This window comes from Azospirillum thiophilum, from assembly GCF_001305595.1.
In the GTDB taxonomy this organism is placed as follows: domain Bacteria; phylum Pseudomonadota; class Alphaproteobacteria; order Azospirillales; family Azospirillaceae; genus Azospirillum; species Azospirillum thiophilum.
This window is the reverse complement of sequence record NZ_CP012401.1, coordinates 73946-100381: the sequence shown is the minus strand read 5'-3', so window position 1 is coordinate 100381 and position 26436 is coordinate 73946. Positions and strand designations below refer to the sequence as shown.

Genomic DNA, 26436 nt, shown 5'->3' with positions numbered 1-26436 from the left:
GCGATTATTCCATTGTCTCCCGGTTGCCGGCCATCCGGTCGACCGCACAGAGATTCAGCGGTTCCCCCAGATTGTTGGCGACGATCCGGCAGCGCTGCGGGTCCAGCCGCAGGCCGACCAGGGCGGCCGCCTTGGCGGCGCCAGCCGTGTCCGGGATCGTGCTCAGCATCAGGAAGGGGCCGCGATGGGCCGATAGCTTGTCCTTCATGATGGCGAGATAGCCGTTGCCGACCGAATCCGGCTGCAGGAAGTTGGACTGGATGCGCACGAAGGTGACGCGTGACGGGAAGGACGGGATGACGTGCGAAATGGCCCAATAGCCGGCCATCAGCACCATGGTGTCGTCTGGATCGTCGATGGGCGGCACGTCCGCCTGCACCCAGCGTTGGTCCGCGCCCGCCGGCCAGGGGATGCGCCCCCAGTCGGCCGGCTGTACCGTCAGCTGCACCAGCGCCAGCAGCGCCACGGCCAGCCCGATGCGCAGCCGCCGCGCCAGCGGCAGCAGCCCCACCGCCATCACCAGCGCCAGCGGCGCCAGCATTTCCAGCGGCACGAGGTAGCGGTAGATGCAGAACATCGCCACCCACAGCGCATAGGTGATGCTCAGCGCCACCAGCAGGAAGCGGGTCGCGGGCTTGTCGGTCAGCCAATCGTTCCGCTTACGCATCGATCGGCCGGCGAGCATGCCGGCGAACCCGGCCGGCACCAGGACGAACAGGGCAAGAACCCGCAGGTCGAACCACGGCACCTCGCCCACCGTCAGGGGGGAAAAGGTGAAGACGACTGGGAAGAACAGCCGCTCCCATAGGTTCGGTGGGAAGAAGGCGACATTGACATAGTCGGAAATCGCGGCAAAGGGCGACTTGAAGATATGGTTCATGTGCGGGAAGACCGGGTTCCCGTAATCGTGCCACAGATGCGCCATCCACAGGCCGCCGCCCAGCGCCAGCCCCGTCAGCACGCCGATGCCGAAGAAGAAGGCCAGCCACAGCCGCCGCCAGGGGCGGGCGGGCAAGGCCAGGAAGGCCAGGCATAGCCCGACCGCATAGATCACCGTCGGGTTCTTCAGCCCCATCGCCGCGCCGGCCAGCAGCCCGGCCGCAGCCACCCGCGCGAAGCTCGGCAGCGGCCGGCCGTCAAGGATGCCGGGCAGGCCGTGGGCGACGACCGCCAGCGCCCCCAGCACGCCCAGGCTGACGACATTGTCCTGGAAGCTGGTGCCGATCAGCCCCAGCGTGCCGCCGCCCAGCCCGCCCATCACCGCCAGCGCCATGGCGGCCATCGTTCGTTGTCGAACCGGAATGTTCCGCATGCAGGATGATGCCAGCAGGAACAGCAGCGACAGGTTCACGCCTTGCAACGTCCCCCACAGGAAGCCGGCTGCCCGTGCCGGCAGATGGGTCGCCAGCCAGTAGAAGGGCGCGTCGAGGAAGGGGGTGTAGAAGGTTGGCATCTGCGCGGCGAGCAGGTCGCGCCCGATCCGCCCGGTCAGCAGCGCGTAGCCGTTGTACCAGTGGTAGTTCCGCAAATCCCAGTTGGCGTCCATGCCGAAGGCCAGGGTCAGCAGGCCGTAGGCGGCGGGCGCCAGCAGCAGGAAGATGCGACCGGTCAGGCGGGCGCGGCGGTCGTCGTCGAAGGGCGGCATCGGGGCGGGTGGACCTTCGTTCGTGAGGGGCGCGGCACTTTGGTAAGCGGCGACCTGACGCTCTGCAAGCGACGAACGTCGGCGAGCGGATATCTCACGACTTCCCGTCCCTCGCGATTTTCACAGGGCTCGTCACCGAACAAGTCGTTTGCCGGGCTGTGGCCGGCGGCTACCGTGGCGCCTTTCGGTGGACGCAAGGGGGCGTGGCGGGGCGTGGACGCAACAAGGGGGCCGGCGATACCGGCGCGGCTGGTGTGGGCGCTGGGCATGTCGCAGCTCGTCTGCTGGGGCGTCTCCTATTATGTGATCGGCCTGTTCGGCGAGACGATGGCGGCGGACCTCGGTCAAGGGCTGCCGACGATCCATGGCGGCTTCACCGTGGCACTGGTGGTGATGGGACTGGTGTCGCCCGGCGTCGGGCGCGCCATCGACCGGCATGGCGGGCGGCCGGTGATGGTCACCGGTTCCCTGCTGATGGCGGCGGGCTGTCTCGGGCTTTCGCTGGCGCATGGGCTGGCCGCCTATTACGGGGCCTGGGTCCTGCTGGGGCTCGCGATGCGGATGGCGCTGTACGATGCGGCCTTCGCCGCGCTGGCCAGGATCGGCGGACGGGCGGCGCGCACGCCGATCTCGCAGATCACGCTGCTGGGCGGGCTGGCCTCCACCGTGCTGTGGCCGGTGGGGCAGGGGCTGGCGGATGTGCTGGGCTGGCGCGGTGCGCTGGGCGTCTATGCGGTGCTGGCGCTGGCGACGGTGCCGCTGCATTTGCTGATTCCGCCGGATCGCCACGTGCCGGATCGTCAGGTTTCCGAAGGCCGGGCGCCGGAAAACGGTGCCGAGTCCGCGCCGCCGATGCCTGTCCCGCCCTCGCTATTGGCTTCGGTGCTCTATGCGCTGATCGTGGCACTGACGGGCATGCTGAACTCGGGGCTGTCCGCCCACATGATCGGGATGCTGGCCGGGCTGGGCATGGCGCCGGCCCTGGCGGTCTGGGTGTCCACCCTGCGCGGGGTCGGGCAGTCGGCCGCCCGGCTGGCGGAAATCCGGTTCGGCAGGCGGCTGTCGGCCTTCGGTCTCGGCATCCTGGCGACCGGCCTGATCTTGCCCTGTTTTCCGTTGCCGGCGGCGTTCGGGGCGGCGCCCGCGGCCGGGATCGCCTTCGCCCTGCTGTTCGGGGCGGGCAACGGGCTGGTCACCATCGTGCGCGGCGCCCTGCCGCTGGCCCTGTTCGATCCGGCCCGCTACGGTCAGACCGTCGGGCGCCTGATCACCCCGGGCTTCTTTGTCTCCGCGCTGGCGCCGCTGCTCTTTGCGCTGGTCATCGAGCGCTTCGGCGACGCCGCGGCGCTGTGGCTGTCCTTCCTGCTGGCTGTCGCGGCATTCGTGGCCTCCCTGGTGCTCGCGCTGCGTTTCGGGCCGCGGAGGCGGGCCTGACCGGGTCGATTCCAGGAGTTCTGCGCAACAATCATGCGTAGTGGCGCATTCGCGCATGCCTGTTCGCTCGCCGCGCGCAGGGAAAAGGGCAAGCTTCCTCTGGCAATGGCTTGTTCGGTCTGCTATTCACCACGCTCTGCATGCGCGCGTTTGCGCCTTCTTGCGCGACAGGATTTCTGGCGATGGATAAGTTCACGGTTCTCACCGGCGTTGCGGCGCCGCTGCCGATGATCAACGTCGACACCGACATGATCATCCCCAAGCAGTTCCTGAAGACCATCAAGCGGACGGGGCTCGGCAAGCATCTGTTCGACGAGATGCGCTATACCCCCGAGGGGCAGGAGATCCCGGACTTCGTCCTGAACAAGGCGGCCTACCGCAAGGCCAGCATCCTGGTGTCGGGCGACAATTTCGGTTGCGGCTCCTCGCGCGAGCATGCGCCGTGGGCGCTGGCCGACTTCGGCATCCGTTGCATCATCGCCCCCAGCTTCGCCGACATCTTCTACAACAACTGTTTCAAGAACGGCATCCTGCCGATCAAGTTGCCGAAGGAGCAGGTGGACCTGCTGCTCGACGACGCGTCGCGCGGGTCGAACGCCGTCATCACGGTCGACCTCGAGAAGCAGACCATCACCGGCCCGGACGGCGGCTCCATCTCCTTCGAACTCGACCCGTTCCGCAAGCATTGCCTGCTGAACGGCCTGGACGACATCGGCCTGACGCTGCAGCAGTCGGCCCACATCGACGGGTACGAGGGCAAGCAGCGCGCCGGACAGCCGTGGATGTGGGGCTGACCGCTCCCATCCTCCCCCGATTTCCGCAACTCTGTCTTCTTGACGTCTGACTTTTGGGAGTGCGCCCGCCATGGCCGCCAATAAGAAGCTTCTGTTCCTCCCCGGTGACGGCATCGGCCCGGAGGTGATGCGCCAGGTTCGCCGGGTCGTCGACTGGATGGACCGCAAGCGCAAGATCACCTTCGACGTGTCCGAAGGCCTGGTCGGCGGCGCGGCCATCGACGCCCACGGCGTTCCGCTGTCCGACGCAACGCTGGCCGAGGCGCTGGCGGTGGATGCGGTGATGCTGGGCGCGGTCGGCGGCCCCAAGTGGGACAACCCCACCGACTACACCAAGCGCCCGGAAGCCGGCCTGCTCGCCCTGCGCAAGGAACTGGGCCTGTTCGCCAACCTGCGTCCGGCGGTGGTGTTCGACGCGCTGGTCGACGCCTCGACCCTGAAGGCCGATGTCATCCGCGGCCTGGATATCCTGATCGTCCGCGAGTTGACCGGCGGCGTCTATTTCGGTGAGCCGCGCGGCATCACCGACATCGGCAACGGCGAACGCCGCGGCGTCAACACCCAGGTCTACACCACCAGCGAGATCCGCCGCGTCGCCCGCGTCGCCTTCGAGCTGGCGCGCAAGCGTGGCAACAAGCTGTGCTCGATGGAGAAGGCCAACGTCATGGAATCCGGCCTGCTGTGGCGGCAGGAGGTGACGAAGCTCCACCAGGAGGAATTCCAGGACGTCGAGCTGAGCCACATGTATGCCGACAACGGCGCCATGCAGCTGCTGAAGAACCCGCGGCAGTTCGACGTGATCGTCACCGACAACCTGTTCGGCGACATCCTGTCGGACGAGGCGGCGATGATGACCGGCTCGCTCGGCATGCTGCCGTCGGCCTCGCTCGGCGCTCCGGATGCCGACGGCAACCGCAAGGCGCTTTACGAGCCGGTGCATGGCTCGGCCCCCGACATCGCCGGCCGCGACCTTGCCAACCCCTGCGCGACCCTGCTGTCCTTCGCGATGTGCCTGCGCTACTCGTTCAACCTGGACGAGGACGCCAAGCTGATCGAGCGCTCGATCCAGAACGTGCTGGGCGGCGGCATGCGCACGGCCGACATCATGGCTCCGGGCATGGCCCGCTGCTCCACGACCGTCATGGGCGATTCGATCCTGCGCGAACTGGACAAGCTGGCGTCCTGATCGGTGGGTTGAAGGTTTCCCAAAGAAAAGGCCCCCGTCCGGAAGGACGGGGGCCTTTTCGTCTGCACGGTTGCCGCGTTTCAATCGCCTCCGGTTGGGCGGTCGGCCGTAGTACGACCGCCGTGGCTTGCCTGTCCGCCCTTGCGCCCGGCTTCCGCCGCAAGCGAGGGATTCTTGGAGAAGCTGCGCGAGGATGCGGGCACGCTGCGCCCGCCCTTGCGTCCGGCTTCCGCCGCAAGCTCCGGGTTCTTTGAAAAGCTGCGCTTGTCGGCCGGCACGCTTTCACCGCCTTTGCTGGCGATCTGGCGTTGCCGATCGGGGTCCATCGACGCGAAACCGCGGCCCGACGTACGATTGCTCTCTTTCGAGGCCATAACCAACCTCCGACTGTGCCTTGTTGATCTGACAACCGACAGGGCACGGGAGTGGTTCCCGCTTTACCCCGTTAAATCATCCATGCGGTCGCGCACAGGTGCTGACGCCGAGCTTCCGCAAACCATGCCGATGTCTTCATTTCGGCAGTCCCCTCGGTCGATGATCCAGGCATAAAAACCGGAATCCCTTTGGGGCCTTCGTGCTTCCCCAGTCGTGGGAATGACGGCCGGCAGGGTATTCTTGCGGCATCAATCGCATCGGCCTTCCTAGACGAAAAATCTACTCCAAGTAGAAAAACAAAGATCCATATCCGCGATAAATTACTTTTTTTGCGACGGATAAGTTGTGTTGATTGGCATTCCTAGTATCGATACGGAGCAAGGCAGGGGGTTTTATATTGCGTTCGCCGTCGATCCAGGAATTTGTGTGAGCACAATCGGTTGTGGCGGCAAGATGTACAATTAAAACAATGATCAAATATTTCAAAATAATTATAGCATCTCTAGAATTTTATATGGAATTAATTGAGTTGTTGTTGCGCACTATCATGAAATCGTGAATGCAATTTCGCAAAATTTCAAAGAATAATCCCTTCAAAAATTTAGGATTTCTGGAAGAAAATAAGATTTTATCAGCTTTTGTCATGGAATACCTTAAGACATTGGCAAGATTTTCCGGAGCCATCATTGATGGATAGCGGGTGCCGATGCCGCTCCGGATGCGTGCGGGTAGGGGGTTACGATGCCGACCGTGCTTGTGGTGGACGATGATCCCGCGCTTCGCCTGACGCTCCGCCGTCTTCTTGAAAAAGCGGGTGTGGAGGTCGAGGAGGCGGCGGACGGAGACGAAGCCATGCGGCTGTTCCGGGCGCGCAGACCGGATTTGGTGATCTGCGATGTGGTGATGCCCTATGTCGACGGCCTGCGGACGATCATGACCATGCGGCGCCTGGCCCCGGCGGCAAAGATCATCGCCATATCCGGCGGCGGCCGCAGCAAGGCGATGGACCTGCTGGCCGCCGCCCGGCAGATGGGCGCCGATCATGCTTTGGTGAAACCGATCGAAAAGAGCCAGATCGCCCTGATCGTCGATTTCTGCGGTCGTGACCCTGGTCCTTCTCCATCACCACGCCTGCCCTGAGGCGGCGGGGGTGTGGCGCCGTGATGTCGATCAAGTCCATACGGCGCCGATTGCGTCAGTGGTTCAGGCAAGTTGAGGCAACCGGCGGTCCCCGGCCGCCGGCCGTCGCCTCTCCTTCCACCGAGAATGGAAGGCCGTCGGCCGCCGGGCAGGAATTGCGCGGTCTCGAGCAGCGCCTGTGGCGGCTGCTGATGCAGCCCGCGGTTGCGTCCGCCGGCCGTGTCCATCTGCTCGATCTCGGCATGATGCGGGAGTGTCTCGGGCCGAACTGGCCGGACCTACGCTGGCGGGTTTTTTCCGCGGCCGATGCCCTGATCGAACGCTCCCTGACCCGCAACGACATCCGCTTCAGAACCTCCAGCGACGACTACATCATCGTGTTCGCATCGCTCGAACGTCATGCCGCTGCCCTGGTATGCGCCAGGATAGCGCAGGAATTGCTGCAGCTTTTCCTGGGGGACGACAGGACGGCCGACATCCGCGTATCGACCGCCGTCGGGGTGGTGGATGGACACATCCAGTTCGACCATGCCTTCGCCAAGGCACTGCTGGCCGATGCGCTGCCGCAGGCGGAGCGCCGGACCGGCGGCGGGCCGGTCCTCTCAACCTCCGGGACGGCGATCGGGGGGGCCGTGGACGGTTCTACGGCGATGTCCGGCGCCCTGTCCCATGCGGATGAAGCCACCGGCAAGGCTCAGGTCGCCCTGCGTCAGTTGAGGCTTTCGCCCGACGATGCCGGCCAGTTCGGCATCAGATACCGGCCGGTATGGGACATCGGTCAAATGGTGATCTCGACCTATATGGGAACCCCGGTGCGCATTTTTCCGGACGGCTCCTTCCTGGAGGGGGCCGCGGCCTTGACGTCCGTCACCGATGCCATGGAGATCTTGAGGCTCGACGCCGAAGCGCTGGTCGGATCGGTCGAAATCCTGAACGGACTTTTCCGCAGCAAATCCCGCCTGCTGATGTCGGTGCCGGTCTGCTTCGAGACCTTGGCCGCCCGCCGCACCCGGCAGCCCTTTCTCGAAATCTGCCAGTCGATCCCCGACTATCTGCGCCGTTTCCTCATCTTCGAGCTTCTGCGTTTCCCGCCGGGGGTGCCCACCGGCCGGCTGAACGAACTGTTGCACGAGGTCAGGCCTTATTGCCGCTGGTCCTTCATGCAGGTCGACTTCAAGCCGCAGAGCTTTTCCGGGATCGCCGGAACGGGTTTGAGCGGCGTCACCATGACGATGCCGGCCGACCGGTCCGCGGAGGCCCGGTTGATGGAGGAGATGAACAGCATCGTCCTGTCGGCGGAGCGGGCCGGCCTGATGATCTGCGTTACCGGCCTGTCGACCACCAGCATGGTGGTGGCGGCGAGGGCGGCAGGGGTCAGGCTGGTCGCAGGCAACCGCATCGGTCCGCCGCGGGACCGCCCGAGGGCGATGAACCGCTTCGACTGGCCCGACCTGTACCGGGAGGAGGATGAGGGCTGACGGACAGCCTTGTTCAGACCGCCGCGATCGCGTCGGCCAGCGCCACCAGCCGGCGGGCGTTCTCGACATGCAGGGTCTCCACCAGCTTGCCGTCGACCAGCACCACGCCCCGGCCGGCCGCGGCGGCCTCGGCATGGGCGGCGATGATGCGGTGGGCCTGGGCGATCTCCTCGGCATCGGGGGCGAAGGCGTCGTTGCAGGCAGCGATGGTCTTGGGATGGATCAACGTCTTGCCGTCGAAGCCCAGTTCGCGGCCCTGGCGGCAGGAGGCGGCGAAGCCCTCGTCGTCGTTCAGGTCCAGATGCACCCCGTCCAGCACAGCCAGCCCATAGGCACGCGCCGCCAGCAGGCACAGGCCCAGGCTGGTGATCATCGGCAGCCGCTGTGCCGTGTGGGCGGCGTGCAGGTCCTTGGCGAGGTCGGACGTGCCGAGCACCAGCGCGCCGACGGCGGGGGAGGCGCCCGCGATCTCCTTGGCGTTCAGGATGCCGAGCGGGGTTTCCATCATGCACCAGACGCTCTGGCGGGCAGGCGCGCCGGCTTGGCGCAGCACCGCCTCCGCCTGCCGCACCGCGTCGGCACTCTCCACCTTCGGCAGCAGCACGGCATCGGCGCCGCTGGCCGCCGCCATGCGCAGGTCGTCATAGCCCCAGGGCGTGTTCAGCCCGTTGGTGCGGACGATCAGCTCCCGCCTGCCATAGCCGCCGGCAGCCAGCGCGCTTGCGATGGTGTCGCGCGCCGCGGCCTTGGCATCCGGGGCGACCGCATCCTCCAGATCCAGGATCAGCCCGTCGGCGGGCAGGCTGCGCCCCTTCTCCAGGGCGCGGGCGTTCGAGCCCGGCATATAGAGCACGCTGCGGCGAGGGCGGACGGTCGTGGCCATGGCGATGTTCCGGCGATGGGGTGGTCGATGCGGATGATTGGCGAAGGCAGCTTTAGCCTTGCGTCCCTGTCCTGTCCATGGGCCATGCCGTCACGGCTTCCTGCAACGTCCCGTCAGGGTGCCCGCCCCATACCCGGCCTGTCCATGCATGGCAGCCATGCCGCACCCCATCCACAGCGCGATGAAGTCGGCGGCTTTACGCCCGGCGGAGCGTCGCTTACGCTCCATGCCCATGAAGACCGTCCTCACCATTCAATCGCATGTCGCCTACGGCTATGTCGGCAACCGGGCCGCGGTGTTTCCGCTGCAACGGCTGGGGATCGACGCCACGGCGGTCAACACCGTCCAGTTCTCCAACCACACCGGCTACGGTGCCTGGACCGGTCAGGTCTTCACCGCGGAACATATCGCCGACATCGTCGACGGCATCGCCGCCCGCGGCGTGCTGCCGGCCCAGGATGCGGTGCTGTCCGGCTATATGGGCGACGTCAGCCTCGGGCAGGTCATCGTCGAGACCGCGGCGCGGGTGAAGGCGGCCAACCCCAAGGCCGTCTATTGCTGCGACCCGGTGATGGGCGATGTCGGACGAGGCTTCTTCGTGCGGCCCGGCCTGCCGGAGTTCATCCGCGACCATGCGGTGCCCGCCGCCGACCTGATGACGCCCAACCAGTTCGAACTGGAATATCTGACCGACCGCAGGGTGGCGACGCTGGACGACGCGCTGGCCGCCACGGCGGCGTTGCGCGCACGCGGGCCCCGTCTGGTCCTGGTCACCAGCCTGACCCGCAGCGATGCCGATCCCGACTGCATCGAGATGCTGGTGGACGGCACCGACGGGGCATGGCTGGTGGCGACGCCGCGCCTGACCTTCGACCCGCCGCCCAACGGGTCCGGCGATGCGGTGGCGGCACTGTTCCTCGCCCATTACCTGTCGGTCTTCGACCCGGCCGATGCGCTGGAGAAGGCGGCTGCGGCGATCTTCGCCATCTTCGAGGCGACGAAACGGATGGGCACGCGTGAGCTGCAGCTGATCGCCGCGCAGGACGAGTTCGTCAATCCGTCCCGCCGCTTCTCCGCCACCCGCCTGCGCTGACCGTCTCCACCGCCCTCGCTCCCCGCCCCGCCTCCACTACGGTCAGGCCGCCCCTCCGGCGGCATGGCCGGCAACCTGGCTGCCGGTTCGGGCCGGATGGTCGATCACGCGGGATGCCGGCAGCCGCACCGTCATGGTGGTGCCGGCACCGGTCGTGCTCCGGCAGGTCAGCGTCCCGCCATGCAGGTCGACGAAATTCTTTGAGATCGACAGGCCGAGACCGGTGCCCTCGAACCGCCGGTTTGCCGAGTTCTCAGCCTGACGGAAGGGCTGGAACAGGTCGGCCATGAAGTCGGGCGGGATGCCGATGCCGGTATCCGTCACCTCCAGGCGAAAACCGCCGTCGCCCTCGAAATCGGCGGCGAGGGTGACGCTGCCGCCGGCCGGCGTGAATTTCACGGCATTCGACAACAGGTTGAGGATGACCTGCTTGAAGGCGCGGCGGTCTACCCACAGCATGGCGACGACCGCCGTGATCCCGTTGTTCAGCGCGACCCCGCCGGATGCGGCGCGGTCGCGCACCATCATCAGGCATTGGGCCACCGCCTCGTGCGCTTCCACCGCCTCCTCGCACAGCTCGAACCGGCCGGCCTCCAGCTTCGACATGTCCAGCACGGCGTTGACGATGTCCAGCAGATGCTGGCCGCTGTCGTGGACGTCGGCGACACAGGATTTCTGCCGGTCGTTCATGGGACCGAAGAACTCGCTGTCCAGCACCTCGGCAAAGCCGATGATCGCGTTCAGCGGGGTGCGCAGCTCGTGGCTCATGTTGGCCAGGAACTCGCTCTTCGCCCGGTTCGCCAACTCCGCCTGGGTCTTGGAGGCGATCAGCTCGGCTTCCTGCTGCTTGCGGCGGGTCATGTCGCGGATGACGCCGACATAGATGCGCGGCTCGTCCGGCTCCAGGGTGCCGAAGGAGGCGGGGCGGACCGCCGGGGCACCGGGGCTGCCGTCCAGCCTCAGGTCGCTGACCGTGAAGCCGACCGGAAAGGCAAGGCCGTCACGGCGCAGCGCGGTCAGGTCGCGGTCGTTGGCACCGCCGCGGGCGTCGGGGATCAGTGCCTCGATCGGTTGGCCGACCATTTCGCGCTCCGGAATGCCGAACATCGATTCCGCCGCGCGGTTGAAGGTGACGATGCGTCCGGCGGTATCGAAGGTGACCACAGCGTCCAGCATGGAATCGAGTATGCCGCGGATGCGGCGCGATGCACGCCCCAGCCGCGCCTGGTCCTCCTCCCGCCGGGCATGCTGGCGGACGACGAAGGCGGTCAGCAGGGCGATGGCGATGGTCATCACCGTGCCGATGGCCGTCCAGGCGGCAGCGTCGCGCTGCCAGTCCGCCAGCACCGCGGCCACCGGCAGGGTGGCGACGATCACGAAGGGATAGCCCTGCACCCGCCGCACGCTGATCAGGCTGTCGACCCCGGTGGGTGTGCCGGCCGCGTTGGTCGGTGAGCCGGGCGCAGCGGTGCGGATGGTCGCCTCGTCACGTTCCGCCAGCATCCGCCACACCGCCGGCCAGTCGGCGAGCTGCGCGATCCTGTGCCGGTCCTGCGGCCGTTCCAGCAACAGGGTGCCATCCTCCAGCGCCAGGATCACGCTGCCCTTGCGGTCGATGCCCTGCGATTCGAGCGTCGCCGCCAGCCGTGTCGTGTCGACCATCGCCACCACCACGCCGCGGAAACCGTCACCGCCGTTTTTCCCGATCTCCTCCTTGCCGCTTTCCCAGCGCCGGCTGAACGGAATGACGCGGGTGCCGGGGGCCACCCGGCTGGCGATCGGGGCGCCGACGAACAGCTGCCGGTCGGGCTGGTCGCGCGGCTCGGTGAAATAGGATCGGTCGGACAGGGCGACGGGCGGCAGGGGGGTGTCAGCGGAATGGTGCAGGGCGAAGCCGTCCCGGCCGACGACCAGCAGTCCGGACACTTCGGCGAAGGCCGTGCGGCGCTGGCGCAGGTGGTCGTGGATCAGCGGATCGCCGCGACGCCCACCGTCGGGAAGGGTGTCGAGCGCGAAGGTCAGGTCGCGCAGCAACTGGTCCACTGCGAATGCGGTGCGCATGGTCTGGGACTCCAGCATGCGGGCCAGGTCGCGGGTGGCGCGCTCACCAGCGTCCAGCGCTTCGTGCCGGCCCTGGATCAGGCCATAGCCGATCAGCGCGTCCACCACCAGGATGAAGGCGAGGCCGGAAGCCGTGATCAGGAAGCGGATCGATCCCAACCGGCCACGCAGCGCCCGCGCCAGACCGGCGAGGTGTTGGGACGGCAAGGAATCGGACCCGGGAACGGCCATCGGCGTTACGGTTTCCTGTCGGTCGGAGGGCTGGACGGAGCGTCTTCATTAAACGAGCCCGGCGAGTAAGGAAAGTGTAACCGTACTACTTTCGAGGGCTTCCCGCTGCGCCCATATGCCGCGGTTCCGCCTGCCGGTGCACTATTTTCAGGTCCCCAGCCATCCCGCGACGGCGGTTGCCGGCAGCATCGCCATCCGTTAGGTAGGGGGGTATCTTGGCAGCCGGATCGCGCATATTTCCATGACCGACGGACCGCTTTCGCTCTACCGCGCCCGCCGCGGCAGCGGCACCCTTCGCCCCGATCCCGACCAGGAGTTGGCGGCGGAGAAGTTCCAGAGCCTGTATCAGGCGTTGAAGGGCTATCAGCCGCAGCCGTCGGGCGACGGCCGACCGTCCGGCGGCAGCTGGCTGGAGCGCTTCGGGCTCGGCCGCCGCCGCGCCGCGCCGCCGCCGCCCGACATCGCCGCCACCGCGCCGCAGGGTCTCTACATCTACGGCAGCGTCGGGCGCGGCAAGTCGATGCTGATGGACCTGTTCTATGAGACCGCCCCGGTCGAGAAGAAGCGGCGCGTCCATTTCCATGAATTCATGCTGGAGATCCACCAGCGCATCCACGACCACCGCCAGTCGGGCAGGGGAAAAGGTGACGGTCCGGACGAGGCGTTGCCCGAACTGGCTCGCGCGCTGGCCGACGAGGCGTGGCTTCTGTGCTTCGACGAGTTCCATGTCACCAACATCGTCGACGCGATGATCCTGGGCCGGCTGTTCACCAACCTGTTCGACCTGGGCGTCGTGGTGGTCGCGACCTCCAACTGGCCGCCGGACATGCTGTACAAGGACGGGCTTCAGCGCGAGCTGTTCCTGCCCTTCATCGCGCTGCTCAAGGACAAGCTGGACGTGCTGTCGCTGGACGGTCCGACCGACTACCGGCTGGACCGGCTGAAGGGCGTGCCGATCTACCACCACCCGCTGGGAGCCACCTCGACGGCCGCCCTTGCCACGGCCTTCTCCGACCTGACCGGCGGTGCTGCCGGCGAGCCGACCAGCCTTACGGTGCAGGGCCGCCGGGTCGAGATCGCGCGCGCCGCCAAATGCGTGGCCTGGGTCGATTTCTGGGATCTGTGCGGCAAGCCGCTGGGCGCCGCCGACTATTTGGGCATCGCCACCCACTTCCACACCGTGCTGATCGACCGCGTGCCCACCATGAAGGACGAGCTGCGCAACGAGGCCAAGCGCTTCATGACGCTGATCGACGCGCTGTACGAGCACAAGGTCAACGTCGTCATCGCCGCCGAGGGCCCGCCGGAGCGGCTCTATCCCGAAGGCACCCACGCCTTCGAGTTCGAACGCACCGTCAGCCGCCTGATGGAGATGCAGAGCGAGGACTACCTGCAACGGCAGCATTTGACTTAGGTCCGAGGTGCCCGGACGCCTTCGGCTATGACTTCCCGCTGCGCGACTTTCAGGAGCGGACGATCCATGCCATAGAGGTCGCAATCGGCTCCGGTCAACGCGAATGCGGGTTGCCATGGCCACCGGCACAGGCAAGACAAAGATCTGCATTGCGCTGGTCTATCCGCTGCTGAAGGAGTAGCGCTTCCGTCGCATTTCGTTTCTGGTGCGACGGCACCGCGCCGGGCGAGCATGCCGGCTCTGTCGACCGTTATCGCCAATCCATCCTGGTCGCCGCCTTCCGTGTTGCCTGGCGTTCACCCTCTGGGCGACGGCCGACCCTCTACCGATTAATCTTCGTCAAGGCGTTCCGCGGCGAGTTGGTGCCGCAGGGTTCGAACGATGATCCGGCCTCCGTCCTGCTGGAGCGCATCCGGGCCGAGCGCGCGGCAGCCGGTCCCGTTCCCCGGCGCGGTCGGCGTTCGAAAGCGGTGGACGCCGGCTGATCGGACGCGGAGTGGCGGCCCAGGCCGCCGCCCGCCAAATCCCCGGCATCTCCCCGCGGTATCCGGGGTGGCGCCGTACCCGGCATTCCGCGCAGTTCGAGTCCCCAGCGCCCGGCAGTGATCCGGTGGGCATGAGAGTCCGATCCCATTGGATGTTGGCTAAGGTGCAATGACGCAATCGAGATTGAGTTTCAGCCACAATCTTTGACTTGCCAATTTCTATTGATGGAAAAAAAGCAGATGAGGTCGAGATAAATGATTTCGCATCTTAGAATTACAAAATTTATATATTTTCGAATCTCTTTAAAAGCATGAGGTATTGCGTTGCAATTCGTTTCAATTGGCTCGGGTTTCTCCCAGTTGGATTGCGTTAGAGATAGTATAAGTCTTTGCCGCATGTGTCTGGTTCCCAACACTTGCGACTTCATGCAAAAGGGGGTGCATATGCTTGGCTGGTTCAGCAACCAAAAGATGATCGTCAAAATTCTGACGCCTGTCTTCCTGCTCCTGATGATCATGGGGGTGATTGCCACGGTATCGTTGCAACGGCTGGCCCTGCTACAGGAGGTTGCAGATACCGCGCTGACCGTCGAGGCGTCGCGGCGGGTGACGATCCTGGAGATCGGCCGCCATATGAATGCGGCGACGATTGCCGAGAAGAACGCCATCCTCGAAAAGGACGAGGGGGAAATGCGGCGCTTCATCGCCACCTTCAACGAGGAGATGGCGCTGGTCGACAAGGAAATCTCCAGCCTCGCGCTTACTGCCACCACCGATATTCGTCGCGGGACTGGGGAGAGGATCAAGCAACTGGTGGAGGCCTACCGTCGGAATGCTGCGAAGGTTCTCGACCTGACCCTTCAGGCCAAGGATGACGAGGCATTTGCCCTGAGTGCCGGCGAAGGTGCCAAGACGCGCGTCGCCGCCTCGAAACTGATCGAGGAGCGGGTCGAGGTCAATCGGCAGGGCATGGAAACGGCCATCCGGGAAACCAGGACGGTTGCTGAGGAGACCCACCGGGTCGTGCTGCTGCTGACCGCCGCCGGTGTCGCGCTCGGGCTGTCGCTGTCGCTCGCCATCGTCATCTATCTGATCGTCCGCCCCCTGCGCGCCGTGACCGATACGATGAACCGGGTTTCGCAGGGTGATCTCGATGTCGAGGTCGCCGGGGCGGAGCGGCGCGACGAGGTCGGCCTGCTGGCCCGCACCCTGGACATCTTCAAGACCAACGCGCGGGAGGCCCGCCGCCTGACCGCCGAGCAGGAGGAACAGAAGGCCCGTGCCGCGGCGGCGCTCAAGGACGAGATGCGCAAGCTCGCCGACCGCTTCGAAGGCAGCGTCAGCGCTATCGTCCAGCATGTCGCCTCGTCCGCCCAGCAGATGCGGGGAGCGGCCGGTTCCCTGTCGGCGAGCGCCACCCAGGCCTCGGCCCAGTCGGTCGCCGTCGCCGCCGCGTCCGAGCAGTCGAGCGCCAATGTCCAGACCGTCGCTGCGGCGACCGAGGAACTGGCGGCCTCCATCCAGGAGATCGGGCGGCAGGTGACGAACCAGACCGCCATTTCGGCGACCGCGGTGCAGGAGGCCGACCGGACCAACGCCACCATGCAGATTCTGGTGGAAACGGCGAGCCAGATCGGTGCGGTGGTTGACCTGATCAACTCCATCGCCGGCCAGACCAACCTGTTGGCGCTGAATGCCACCATCGAGGCCGCCCGCGCCGGGGAAGCCGGCAAGGGCTTCGCCGTCGTCGCCAGCGAGGTGAAGAGCCTGGCAACCCAGACCGCCCGCGCCACCGAGGGAATTCAGGCCAAGGTGAAGGAGATTCAAAGCGCCACCGCCGAAGCGCAGGGGGCCGTTTCCGGTATCGCCGGGATCATCGGCCGGATGAGCGAGATCTCGTCGGCCATCGCCGCGGCCATCGAGGAGCAGAATGCGGCCACCGCGGAGATTTCCGCCAATGTCGCCCAGGCGGCCCGCGGCAGCGAGCAGGTGTCCACCAACATCGTCGGGGTGACGCAGGCGGCCAATGAAACCGGCTCCGCCGCCAATCAGGTGTTGAGCACCGCGGACGGGCTCGCCTCCGAGGCCGAGCGCCTGAAGACGGAAGTGACCGGCTTCATCGCCACCGTCCGCGCCGCCTGACCGCATGTTTCCTCACCGGCCCGCCGAACCGGTCCCGCCGATGCGCCGGACCGGTTCGGCGGGCCGCGTTGTTTCGCTTCCCGGTTGCCATTCGTTTCGACCGGCTGCCGCACCGGCGAAATATGCGCCGCCCCTGGATTAATTCGCTTCGCCGCGCTGTTCGTGTCGATTGAAAGCAATACACGGCGGGGCATCCACTATGATGACGCGTTTCATTGTGCTCGGCTGCCTGCTGGCGGCCGGAATGGCCGGTTGTACCCCAAGGCCATATTTCGAGACGACGACGACCTATGTCCCGCCGGCCAGCGAGGCTGGAAGACTCTGTGTCGCCCAGTGCCGGCAGGCGCAGTCCATCTGCGAATCCGCGAAGGAGCTGGCCATTCAGACCTGCCGGGCCGAGAGCCTGACCCGCGCACATGCGGACTATCAGGCCTATCTCAAGTCCTTGCCCAAGGATTTCAATCGGAAGAAGATGAAGTCGATCGGCGATTTCGATAGAGGAAGCAGTTGTTCCAGCAATCTTTATTGCTCTTATGACTACAAGGAATGCTTCAAGTCCTGCGGTGGCCGGATCGAACAGCAGACCTATTGCGTCAAAGACTGCAAGCTGATGAAGCCACCGCAGCCGGACGGCGCCGCGGTCGGGCCGAAGACCGCGCTCTGAAGCCGGCGGTCCCCGTCGATGACCGCCGGCATCAGAGCGATGCTCAGCCCTTCGCCGCCGCCCGCCGCAACTCCGCGAAGTCGCGGCCGGCATGGTGGGAGGAGCGGGTCAGCGGGGTCGCCGACACCATCAGGAAGCCCTTCGCCCGCGCCACCGTCGCGTAACGCTCGAACTCGTCGGGCGTGACGTGGCGGGCGACCGGGTGATGGCGGGGGGTGGGGCGGAGATACTGGCCGATGGTCAGGAAATCGACGCCCGCCGCCCGCAGATCGTCCATCGCCTGAAGCACCTCCGCCGGCTCCTCGCCCAGCCCGACCATGAGGCCGGACTTGGTGAAGATCGACGGGTCGCGTTCCTTCGCCCGGTCGAGCAGGCGCAGCGAGCCGTAATAGCGGGCTCCCGGCCGGACATCGGCATAGAGCCGCGGCACGGTTTCCAGATTGTGGTTGTAGACGTCTGGCCGGGCGTCGGCCACCGTCTCCACCGCCCCCGGCTTGTTGCGGAAATCGGGGGTCAGCACCTCCACCGTCGTGGTGGGGGCGGTGTCGCGCAGGCGGCGGATGCAGCGGGCGAAATGGGCGGCGCCGCCGTCGGGCAGGTCGTCGCGGTCGACCGAGGTGATGACGACATGGGCGAGGCCCAGTTCGCCCACCGCCTCGGCCAGCCGGTCCGGCTCGTGGGGGTCGAGCGCGTCCGGCCGGCCGGTGGCGACGTTGCAGAAGGCGCAGGCCCGCGTGCACACGCTGCCCAGGATCATCACCGTGGCGTGCCGCTTGCTCCAGCACTCGCCGATGTTGGGGCAGGCGGCCTCCTCGCAGACCGTGTTCAGCCGGTGGCGGCGGACGAGGGATTGCGTATCCTCGAACGCCGCACCGGCGGGGGCGCGGGCGCGCAGCCAGTCCGGCCGGTCGGCCCGATGCTCCGGACGGGCGGCTTTCACATGCAGCGCGGGCAGTGCCATCAGTGGACGAGCTCCGGCTCTGCGGCGAGCGCGGCGACCCGGCCGGGCTGGCCGGGCTGGACAATGATCTTGACGTTGCGGTCCTTGTGGGCCACCAGCTCCTCGAACCCGCCCGAGACGATGTCGTCCAGCGCGATGCGGCCGGTGATCAGCGGCTGCACGTCGATCCGGCCGTCGGCGATGAAGCGGATGACGTCGGCGAACTCGCCATTGTAGGCCAGCGAGCCGATGACCTGCTTCTCGGTGGCGACGATCTCGAAGAAGTTGAAGGAGCTCGGTTCCTCGAAGATGCCGACCAGCACCGCCTTGCCGGCCTTGCGGATGACGTCGATGGCGAGCTTCGCCGTGTCGCGGTGCCCGATGCATTCGAACGACACGTCGGCGCCGTAACCGCCGGTCAGCGCCTTGACCTCCGCCACCGCGTCGCATTCCTTGGGGTCGAGCACGACCGTCGCGCCGACCTCCATCGCCTTGGCCTTGCGGGCGGCGGACATCTCCAGCACGATGATCCGCCCGGCTCCCGCCGCCTTCGCGCACATGATGGTGCAGAGGCCGATGGTGCCGGCGCCGACCACCACCACCGTCTCGCCGACGATGCTGCCGGCCTTCTTCACCGCGTGCATGCCGACCGCCAGCGGCTCGATCAGGGCGCCGGCCTCGGTCGGGAAGCCGTCGGGCAGCCTGTAGAGCAGTTCCGCCGGGACATTAACCAGGCTGGCGAAGGCGCCGTTGTTCATCAGGCCGGTGAAGGCCAGCCTCTCGCAGATGTTGTACATGCCGTGCTTGCAATAATAGCACTCGCCGCAATGCTGGCAGGCGTCGGCCGCCACCCGGTCGCCGACGGTGAAGCCGGTCACGCCGTCGCCCAGCGCCGCGATCTCGCCGCTGAACTCGTGGCCCAGGATGCATTGGCCCTTCAGGCCGGTCAGCGGATGGGGCTTGTCGACCGGGATGAAGACCGGGCCGGCGACATATTCATGCAGGTCGGACCCGCAGATGCCGCACCAATGCACCTTGATCTGAACCCAGCCGGCGGGCGGCGCGCCCGGCAGCGGCACGTCCTCGACCCGGATGTCCTTGCGGCCGTGCCAGACGGCGGCCTTCATCGTCGTGTTGGCGGTCATGCTATCGGTGGTCATGGCGCTTTCCTCCGTGTTTGTTGTTTTGGGCGGGGCGGTCCGCATGGTTCAGGCGAAGACCATCCCGCCATCGACCAGCAGCGACTGGCCGGTCATGAAGTCGCTGTCGGACGAGGCGAGGAAGCGGGCGACGCCGACCAGATCCTCCGGGCGCGACGGCCGGCCCAGCACGGCGCCGGCGGCGAACATGTCGAAGGCCTCGTTCTCGGCCTTGGTGATGCCGGTGTCGCGGAAGCCCTGGTCGATGATCTTCCACATCTCGGTCGCCACCACGCCGGGGCAGATGGCGTTTGCGGTGATGCCCTCCTTGCCGAAGCCGCGGGCGGCGGCCTGGGTCAAGGCGACGACGGCGAACTTGCTGGCGGAGTAATGGGCCAGCGGCTCGTAGCCCTGCTTGCCGGCGATGGAGGCGGTGTTGATGATCTTGCCGCCGCCGCCCTGTTTGCGGAAGGTCTTGATCGCCTCCTGCATGCCGATCAGCACGCCGAGCGCGTTCACGTCGTTGACCGTGTGCCAGTCGTCCTCGGTGATGTCGAGGAAGGGCTTGGTCTGGGCGATGCCGGCATTGTTGAAGAGAACGTCGAGCCGGCCATGGGCGGCAACCGCCTCGTCGATCATGCGGCGGACGGCGGCGCGGTCGCGGACATCGACGGTGACGGCGATGGCGGTGCCGCCGGCGGCACGGATGTCCCCGGCCACCTGCGCGGCGTCGGCCTCGGTGCGGTCGGCGATGGTCAGGCGGGCGCCGTCGGCGGCCAACGCCCTGGCGATGGTGGCGCCGATGCCGCGGCCGGCGCCGGTGATGACGATGCTCTTGTCCTTGAGGTCGGGCATGAACGGTCTCCTTCCGGCACACGGACGGGTCGGCCGCGCGCCGGTGGCGAGAGGATCGGGAAATACGACAGGCGGATTCTGACGGGCAGGGGGGAGGCCGGCCCCCCTTCTTTCGATTCTGGCCTCAGCCAGCCTTGCCGATATGCTCCTTAAGCAGCGCGTTCACCTTGCCGGCGGCCTCCATCTGCACCATGTGGCCGGCGCCGGGCAGCACGGCGACCTGTGCCGTGCCGGCCAGCGTCCGGGCGTGGGCGGCTGGGATGACGCGGTCCTCCTCGCCCCACACGACCAGGGTGGGCGGCTTGGCGTCGGCGATGGGTCCGGCCAGGATGCCGGCCTGCTTCCCCTCGGCGAACAGCGACGCGGAGAGCGCCCGCAGCGCCTCGTCCACGCCGTCCAGCCGCTTGTACTTCAAGAGGTCGTCAACCAGCTTGCGGCTGACAAGGCCGCGGTCGGCGAACAGCGTCTCCAGCACCGGTTTCAGGTCGCGGCGCGATGTCGCACCGACGAAGCCTTGGATGTAGCCGTGGTCGATCTCCTCGCCCAGCCCGGCCGAGGCGATCAGCGACAGCGACGCCACCCGGCCCGGCGAGTCGAGCGCGGTGCGCATCGACACCGCGCCCCCCATCGAATGGCCGACGAAATGGGCGCGCTCGACGCCGACGCTGTCGAGGAAGCCCAGCACCGCCTTCGACAGGCCGGACAGGCTCGGGTCGGCGACCTGCTTGGTCGACTGGCCGTGGCCGGGCAGGTCGAGCGCGTAGACGGTGGCGGTCTCCGCCAGCGCATCGATGGTGAACAGCCAGTTGTCGAGGTCGCCGCCGAAGCCGTGGACCAGCAGCACCGCCGGCCCGCCGTCTCCACGCTTGGCATAGCGCAGGGTGCCGGCGGCGGTCTCGGCGGTGTGGTATTGCGGGCCGGCCTCGGCCTCGGCCTCGCCATCGCCGTCGCCGGCAGCCGGGACGGCATAGGCGCCGATGAAGGCGTCGATCTCGTCGTCGGGCACGTCGGGGTCGGCCAGCACCGCGATCAGCGCCTTGACCGGATAGATGGTGCCGGGCTCGCCCAGCACGCGGCGCAGGATGCCGGTCTCGCCCGCCTCGACCACGTTGGTGATCTTGTCGGTCTCGACCTCCAGCAGCTCATCGCCGAGGGAGACGGTGGATCCCGGCCGCTTCAGCCAGCCGGTGACCTTGCCTTCCGACATGGACAGGCCCCATTTCGGCATGACGATGGGCTTGATGCGCTCGTTGAGCATGTGGTTCAGGCTCCTGGGAATGCTTTTTTTGAAAAGCCGTACCCCCCACCCCGACCCTCCCCCGCTGGGCGGGGGAGGGAGATAGGAGCTTTGTCGGGCATACGGCGGCAGTCCCTCCCCCGCCAAGCGGGGGAGGTTAGGTGGGGGGCTAACGTCAGCGATCCAGCGTCACGCCGCGATGCTCCGCGACGCCCCCTTGGGCGACAGCGTGCGCCGCACGGCGGCGGCGATGCTGTCGGCGCTGGGGACGTAGAGGTCTTCCAGCGAGGGCGCGAAGGGAACCGGGGTGTGCGGCGCTGTCACCATCTGCACCCCGGCCTTCAGCGCGCCGAAGGCGTTCTGGCCGATGAAGGCGGCGATGTCGGTGGCGAGGTTGCAGCGCGGATGCGCCTCGTCCACCACCACCAGCCGGCCGGTACGCTCGACGCTCTCGACGATGGTGTCCCAGTCGATGGGCGACAGGGTGCGCAGGTCGATGACCTCGGCCTCGGTGCCGTCCTTGGCCAGAGCCGCCGCCGCCTCCATCGCCCGGTGGACGGTCAGGCCGTAGCTGACGATGGTCACGTCGTCGCCGTCGCGCAGCACATTCGCCTCACCGAAGGGGATGGCGTAGCTCTCGGCCGGAACCTCGCATTCCAGCCCGTAGAGGTTCTTGTGCTCGCAGAAGATGACGGGGTCGTTGTCGCGGATCGACTGGATCAGCAGCCCCTTGGCGTCGTAGGCGTTGCTGGGGCAGACCACCTTCAGCCCCGGAATGTGGGTGAACAGCGGCGTCAGCATCTGCGAATGCTGGGCGGCGGCGCGGAATCCCGCCCCGACCATGCCGCGGATGACCACCGGCGTCTCGGCCTTGCCGCCGAACATATAGCGGAACTTGGCGGCCTGGTTGAAGATCTGGTCGAAGCAGACGCCCATGAAGTCCAGGAACATCAGCTCGGCCACCGGCCGCAACCCGCAGGCGGCGGCACCGACCGCCGCGCCGATATAGGCGGATTCCGACAAGGGCGTGTCCATCAGCCGGTTGCCATGCTTGGCGTACAGACCCTTGGTGACGCCCAGCACGCCGCCCCAGGCGTCATCCTCGCCATGGGCGCCGGTGCCGCCGACGATGTCCTCGCCCATGAGGATGACGGTCGGGTCGCGGCGCATCTCCAGGTCCAGGGCCTCGTTGATCGCCTGCTTCATGCTGATCTTGCGGGACATGTGTTTCCTCCGCGTCTCGATGTTTCTTGGTTTCAGTAGGCGACGTAGACGTCGGTCAGCAGGTCCGACGCCGCTGGCAGCGGCGCGGCCTTGGCGGCGCGCACCGCATCCTCGATCAGCGCGTTCACCTCGCCGTCGATGGCCTGCAACTCGGCGCGCGCGATCACGCCGGCCTCGATCAGCCGTTCCGACAGGATGGTCAGGCAGTCGCGCGACGCGCGGATGGCCTCCAACTCGCCCTTGGCGCGGTAGGTCTGGGCGTCGCCTTCGAAATGGCCGTAGAAGCGGACCATGTTGCATTCCAGCAGCGCCGGGCCGCCACCGTCGCGGGCACGGCGGATGATCTCGCCCGCCGCCTCGTACACCGCGAAGAAGTCGGTGCCGTCCACCGTGACGCCCGGCATGCCGAAACCGGTGGCGCGGTCGACATAGCTGTCGCAGGACACCGCCCATTCCATCGCGGTGGATTCGGCATAGCCGTTGTTCTCCACCACGAAGACCACCGGCAGGTTCCACACCGCGGCGAGGTTCAGGCTCTCCAGGAAGGTGCCCTGGTTCGACGCGCCGTCGCCGACGAAGGTGATGCCGACGCCGCGGTCGCCGCGCACCTTGGCCGCCAGCGCCGCCCCGCAGATCAGCGGCGCCCCGGCCCCCAGGATGCCGTTGGCGCCCATCATGCCCTTGGACAGGTCGGCGATGTGCATCGATCCGCCCTTGCCCCGGCAGGCGCCGGTGGAGCGGCCGTAGATCTCCGCCATCATGGCGTGGACGTCGACGCCCTTGGCGATGCAATGGCCGTGGCCGCGGTGGGTGGAGGCGATGCGGTCGTTGTCGTTCAGATGCATCATGATGCCGGTGGCGCAGGCTTCCTCGCCGGCATAGAGGTGGACGAAGCCGGGAATGTCGCCCTTGGCGAAATCGACATGCAGCCGCTCCTCGAACTCGCGGATCGTCCGCATGGTGCGGTAGGCGGTCAGCAGATCGTCCTTGCCGAGGGGGAAGGGGTTCTGGGCCATGAGGTGTTTTCTCCCTGATTTGGTTTGATGTTTAGAAAGCGGCGTCGGCGGGCACGGGCGTGCCGGTCAGCAGCCGGTTGCGGCCGGCGTGCCGCATGACCGCGGCGACGTCGACCGTGCGGAAGGCGTTGTCCCGCAGCGTCAGCGACAGCCGGTCGCGTTCGCTGAAGGACAGTTCGCGCTCGCCATCCAGCGCGATGGAGCCGGCGGCGACCTCCGGCACGAAGGGCACGCCTGCCGGCATGCGGCGCCAGTCGGTTACGCCGACCGCCGCCATCATCCCCGGCGCGATGGGGGCATGGAGCGTGGTGGTGCCATGGCGGCGGTCCGTATCGGCGCAGGCATCGGGCGAGAGCCGCACCATCAGGCCGCCGCTCTCCTCCCTGCCGACCGGCTCCAGCAGGCCGGCGATGGCCGACATGCCGATCACCTCGGGATCGGCGAAGGTGACGTAGAGCTCGCGGAAATTCTCGGTCCGCCACAGGGCGCGGGCGCCGATGTAGCGTTCCGTCACCAATGCCACGTCGACCAGCGCCAGTTCGGTGACGGCGCCGCCGTTCGCCCCGCTGTTGAGGGACACGTCGATGCGCTTGTTGCCGGCGAAGGCGATGTGCGGCGGCACCCGGCCCGTGACCGCCAGCCCGGTGGCGAGCCCGGTGATGGTCGGCTCGCGATGCTCGGGGAAGGCGTTGTTGGTGCCGGTGGAGATGCCGGCGATGGGCACCGTCCCGCATTCGGCCGCCACCGCCCGGTGGGTGCCGTCGCCGCCCAGCACCACCAGCGCCGCCACCCCGGCCCGCCGCATCTCGGCGGTGGCGCGGTGGGTGTCGGCGACGGTGCCGGTGACCGGCATGGCAACGGGATGGATGGCGGGATAGATGTCCTCGCCGCGCGCTTTGGCCCGCATCAGCCCGCGTTCGACATGGGCGCGGATGCCGCCATTCTCCGGCATCATCAGCACGTCCCGCACCCCGCAGGCATGCAGCGCCGCCAACACCCGCAGCAGGATGTTCGCCCGGTCGGCGATCTGCAGGCTGGTGGCGTTGGCGACGACCCGGCGGATGTCGCGGGCGGAAACCGGATTGGCGACGATGCCGACGACCGGAGCCAAGATTGCGCCTCCCCCTCGTTGCAGCGCGCCGTTGATCGACGCGCGGTTCGAGGGGGATAGAGCAACCGCCGTGCCAGACCGTCAGTTCAGCGGATAGTCTTTGTTTTCAACGGCCGCGCATTGTGTGGCAGGGTGGGGCGCTGCAACAGCTGTTGCACGGACTGTGGCGCCGCCGGTGCAACAGGTGTGGCGGGCTGCGGCGGGACATGGGCTGCGGCGATGCACATGCGGCTCCCCGGCATTCCACCCCTGCGCAGCCGTCATCTTGCCAAGGGCTCGTCCGCCGCTTTAGCTTCGTTTGGTCATACCAATGAACCATCCCAATGAATCTTGGAGCGGGGAGGACAACACCCATGACCGTCATCGCCACCACCCAGCCGCGCGCGGCCCTGACCGAGGAGGCCCGGGCCGAGCTGACGGCTCTGCTGGGCGACCGGTTCACCACCTCCCTGCCGGTGCGCGAGCATCACGGCAAGGACGAGTCCTATCACACGCCCTTCCCGCCGGATGGCGTCGCCTTCGCCAACTCGACCGAAGAGGTCAGCGCGATCGTGAGGATCTGCGCGACGCACAAGCTGCCGATCATCCCCTTCGGCACAGGCACCTCGCTGGAGGGCGGCATCGCGGCGCTGGCCGGCGGCATCACCATCGACCTGTCGGGCATGCAGCAGATCCTGCGCGTCAGCCCGGAGGATCTGGACGTCACCGTCCAGGCCGGCGTGACCCGCAAGCAGCTGAACGAACATCTGCGCGACACCGGCCTGTTCTTCCCCATCGATCCCGGCGCCAACGCCTCGCTCGGCGGCATGACGGCGACCAGGGCCAGCGGCACCAACGCCGTGCGCTACGGCACCATGCGCGAGAATGTCCTCGGGCTGACCGTGGTGCTGGCCGACGGCCGCGTGATCAAGACCGGCGGGCGGGCGCGCAAGTCGGCCGCCGGCTACGACCTGACCCGGCTGTTCGTGGGGTCCGAAGGCACGCTCGGCATCATCACCGAGGTGACGCTGAAGCTCTACGGCATCCCGGAGGCGATCTCGTCGGCGGTCTGCGCCTTCCAGTCGATCAAGGGCGCGGTCGACACCGTGATCCAGACCATCCAGGTCGGCGTTCCGGTCGCCCGCATCGAACTGCTGGACGAGGTGCAGATCGACGCGGTCAACAAATACTCCAAGCTCGACTATGCGGTCGCGCCCACCCTGTTCTTCGAGTTCCACGGCACCGAGGCCGGGGTGAAGGAACAGGCGGAGATGGTCGCTGCCATCGCCGAGGAGCATGGCGGGATGGAGTTCGCCTGGGCCACCCGGCCGGAGGACCGCTCGAAGCTGTGGCAGGCCCGGCACGACGCCTATTACGCCGCGCTGGCGTTGCGTCCGGGATCGAAGGGCTGGCCGACCGACGTCTGTGTGCCGATCTCGCGGCTTGCCGACTGCATCCTGGAGACCAAGCAGGATCTGGCCGAGTCCGACATGCTGGCCCCGATGGTCGGTCATGTCGGCGACGGCAACTTCCACCTCGTCTATGTGCTCGACCCCGAGAATCCGGCCGAACTGGCGGAGGCACAGCGTCTCGCCGACAAGATGGTGTCCCGCGCCCTGGCGATGGGCGGCACCTGCACCGGCGAGCACGGCATCGGCTATGGCAAGATGGCCTTCCTGGAGCAGGAGGCCGGCGAGGCCTACAACGTGATGGGCGACCTCAAGCGGGCCTTCGATCCGGAGAACCGGCTGAATCCGGGCAAGGTGGTGCGGGTGTAAGGGGCGTATATCGCCCCCACCCCAACCCTCCCCCGCTGGGCGGGGGAGGGGGCAGGTGCTTGTTTGGGAGAGCAGCGGCAGTCCCTCCCCCGCGGGAGCGGGGGAGGTTAGGTGGGGGCAACCGGCGCTCCA

General features: G+C 67.2%; 21 protein-coding genes. 10 read left to right on the top strand and 11 right to left on the bottom strand.

Annotated features, from left to right (window positions below):
- Window positions 1-4: 4 nt before the first annotated feature.
- Window positions 5-1645 (bottom strand): hypothetical protein, encoded by a 1641-nt coding sequence (locus AL072_RS34030; protein ID WP_045581975.1) that lies wholly within the window; start codon window positions 1643-1645, stop codon window positions 5-7.
- Between the two features lie 213 nt (window positions 1646-1858).
- On the opposite strand from AL072_RS34030, the gene AL072_RS00410 reads away from it, so the two are divergent.
- The 3 genes from AL072_RS00410 to leuB all read left to right on the top strand — a co-directional run bounded on the left by AL072_RS00410 (window position 1859) and on the right by leuB (window position 5059).
- A complete protein-coding gene (locus AL072_RS00410; RefSeq protein WP_245636707.1) occupies window positions 1859-3079 on the top strand; it encodes an MFS transporter in 1221 nt (406 codons plus the stop codon).
- Window positions 3080-3261: 182 nt separating this feature from the next.
- Complete coding sequence (leuD, locus tag AL072_RS00405; RefSeq protein ID WP_045581976.1) at window positions 3262-3873, top strand: 3-isopropylmalate dehydratase small subunit; 612 nt, start codon at window positions 3262-3264, stop codon at window positions 3871-3873.
- Window positions 3874-3943: 70 nt separating this feature from the next.
- On the top strand, window positions 3944-5059 hold the full coding sequence (gene leuB, locus AL072_RS00400; RefSeq protein ID WP_045581977.1) for a 3-isopropylmalate dehydrogenase: 1116 nt from the start codon (window positions 3944-3946) through the stop codon (window positions 5057-5059).
- An 80-nt stretch (window positions 5060-5139) separates the two neighbouring features.
- Here the strand turns inward: leuB and AL072_RS33155 are convergent, their stop codons facing one another.
- Window positions 5140-5433: a con-10 family general stress protein gene (locus AL072_RS33155; RefSeq protein WP_082108924.1), complete on the bottom strand. Its 294-nt coding sequence runs from the start codon at window positions 5431-5433 to the stop codon at window positions 5140-5142.
- Between the two features lie 742 nt (window positions 5434-6175).
- Here AL072_RS33155 and AL072_RS00395 point away from each other — a divergent pair.
- Both AL072_RS00395 and AL072_RS00390 read left to right on the top strand, forming a co-directional pair.
- Window positions 6176-6574 (top strand): response regulator, encoded by a 399-nt coding sequence (locus AL072_RS00395; RefSeq protein ID WP_045581978.1) that lies wholly within the window; start codon window positions 6176-6178, stop codon window positions 6572-6574.
- 155 nt (window positions 6575-6729) lie between these two features.
- On the top strand, window positions 6730-8052 hold the full coding sequence (locus AL072_RS00390; protein ID WP_245636706.1) for a hypothetical protein: 1323 nt from the start codon (window positions 6730-6732) through the stop codon (window positions 8050-8052).
- Between the two features lie 13 nt (window positions 8053-8065).
- On the opposite strand, the gene AL072_RS00385 is transcribed toward AL072_RS00390, so the two are convergent.
- Complete coding sequence (locus AL072_RS00385) at window positions 8066-8935, bottom strand: HpcH/HpaI aldolase/citrate lyase family protein (protein ID WP_045581980.1); 870 nt, start codon at window positions 8933-8935, stop codon at window positions 8066-8068.
- Between the two features lie 226 nt (window positions 8936-9161).
- Between AL072_RS00385 and pdxY the strand changes: the two genes are divergently transcribed.
- On the top strand, window positions 9162-10028 hold the full coding sequence (gene pdxY, locus AL072_RS00380; protein ID WP_425388559.1) for a pyridoxal kinase PdxY: 867 nt from the start codon (window positions 9162-9164) through the stop codon (window positions 10026-10028).
- A gap of 42 nt (window positions 10029-10070) precedes the next feature.
- On the opposite strand, the gene AL072_RS00375 is transcribed toward pdxY, so the two are convergent.
- Window positions 10071-12296, bottom strand: coding sequence for an ATP-binding protein (locus AL072_RS00375; RefSeq protein WP_245636705.1), 2226 nt, complete (start codon window positions 12294-12296; stop codon window positions 10071-10073).
- Window positions 12297-12561: 265 nt separating this feature from the next.
- On the opposite strand from AL072_RS00375, the gene zapE reads away from it, so the two are divergent.
- The 3 genes from zapE to AL072_RS00360 all read left to right on the top strand — a co-directional run bounded on the left by zapE (window position 12562) and on the right by AL072_RS00360 (window position 17025).
- On the top strand, window positions 12562-13734 hold the full coding sequence (zapE, locus tag AL072_RS00370) for a cell division protein ZapE (RefSeq protein WP_045581983.1): 1173 nt from the start codon (window positions 12562-12564) through the stop codon (window positions 13732-13734).
- A 956-nt stretch (window positions 13735-14690) separates the two neighbouring features.
- Window positions 14691-16361: a methyl-accepting chemotaxis protein gene (locus AL072_RS00365; RefSeq protein ID WP_245636704.1), complete on the top strand. Its 1671-nt coding sequence runs from the start codon at window positions 14691-14693 to the stop codon at window positions 16359-16361.
- Between the two features lie 199 nt (window positions 16362-16560).
- Entirely contained in the window at window positions 16561-17025 is a 465-nt protein-coding gene (locus AL072_RS00360) for a hypothetical protein (protein WP_045581985.1), read from the top strand.
- Between the two features lie 43 nt (window positions 17026-17068).
- Here the strand turns inward: AL072_RS00360 and lipA are convergent, their stop codons facing one another.
- The 7 genes from lipA to AL072_RS00325 all read right to left on the bottom strand — a co-directional run bounded on the left by lipA (window position 17069) and on the right by AL072_RS00325 (window position 24547).
- Window positions 17069-17986 (bottom strand): lipoyl synthase, encoded by a 918-nt coding sequence (gene lipA, locus AL072_RS00355; RefSeq protein ID WP_045581986.1) that lies wholly within the window; start codon window positions 17984-17986, stop codon window positions 17069-17071.
- Window positions 17986-19125, bottom strand: a complete 1140-nt coding sequence (locus AL072_RS00350; RefSeq protein ID WP_245636703.1) for a 2,3-butanediol dehydrogenase — start codon at window positions 19123-19125, stop codon at window positions 17986-17988. Before AL072_RS00350 ends, lipA begins: the two co-directional genes overlap by 1 nt.
- A 48-nt stretch (window positions 19126-19173) precedes the next feature.
- Complete coding sequence (locus tag AL072_RS00345; protein WP_045581987.1) at window positions 19174-19959, bottom strand: glucose 1-dehydrogenase; 786 nt, start codon at window positions 19957-19959, stop codon at window positions 19174-19176.
- Window positions 19960-20083: 124 nt separating this feature from the next.
- Window positions 20084-21217: an acetoin dehydrogenase dihydrolipoyllysine-residue acetyltransferase subunit gene (locus AL072_RS00340; RefSeq protein WP_045581988.1), complete on the bottom strand. Its 1134-nt coding sequence runs from the start codon at window positions 21215-21217 to the stop codon at window positions 20084-20086.
- 168 nt (window positions 21218-21385) lie between these two features.
- Window positions 21386-22420, bottom strand: coding sequence for an alpha-ketoacid dehydrogenase subunit beta (locus AL072_RS00335; RefSeq protein WP_045581989.1), 1035 nt, complete (start codon window positions 22418-22420; stop codon window positions 21386-21388).
- 32 nt (window positions 22421-22452) lie between these two features.
- Window positions 22453-23436 carry a thiamine pyrophosphate-dependent dehydrogenase E1 component subunit alpha gene (locus AL072_RS00330; RefSeq protein ID WP_045581990.1) on the bottom strand — a complete coding sequence of 328 codons (984 nt, stop codon included), beginning with the start codon at window positions 23434-23436 and terminating at the stop codon, window positions 22453-22455.
- A 31-nt stretch (window positions 23437-23467) separates the two neighbouring features.
- Window positions 23468-24547 carry an ATP-NAD kinase family protein gene (locus AL072_RS00325; protein ID WP_045581991.1) on the bottom strand — a complete coding sequence of 360 codons (1080 nt, stop codon included), beginning with the start codon at window positions 24545-24547 and terminating at the stop codon, window positions 23468-23470.
- Window positions 24548-24900: 353 nt separating this feature from the next.
- On the opposite strand from AL072_RS00325, the gene AL072_RS00320 reads away from it, so the two are divergent.
- The gene (locus AL072_RS00320; protein ID WP_045581992.1) at window positions 24901-26304 is read left to right on the top strand and encodes an FAD-binding oxidoreductase; all 1404 of its coding nucleotides are present in this window, start codon (window positions 24901-24903) and stop codon (window positions 26302-26304) included.
- The last annotated feature ends 132 nt before the right edge of the window (window positions 26305-26436 follow it).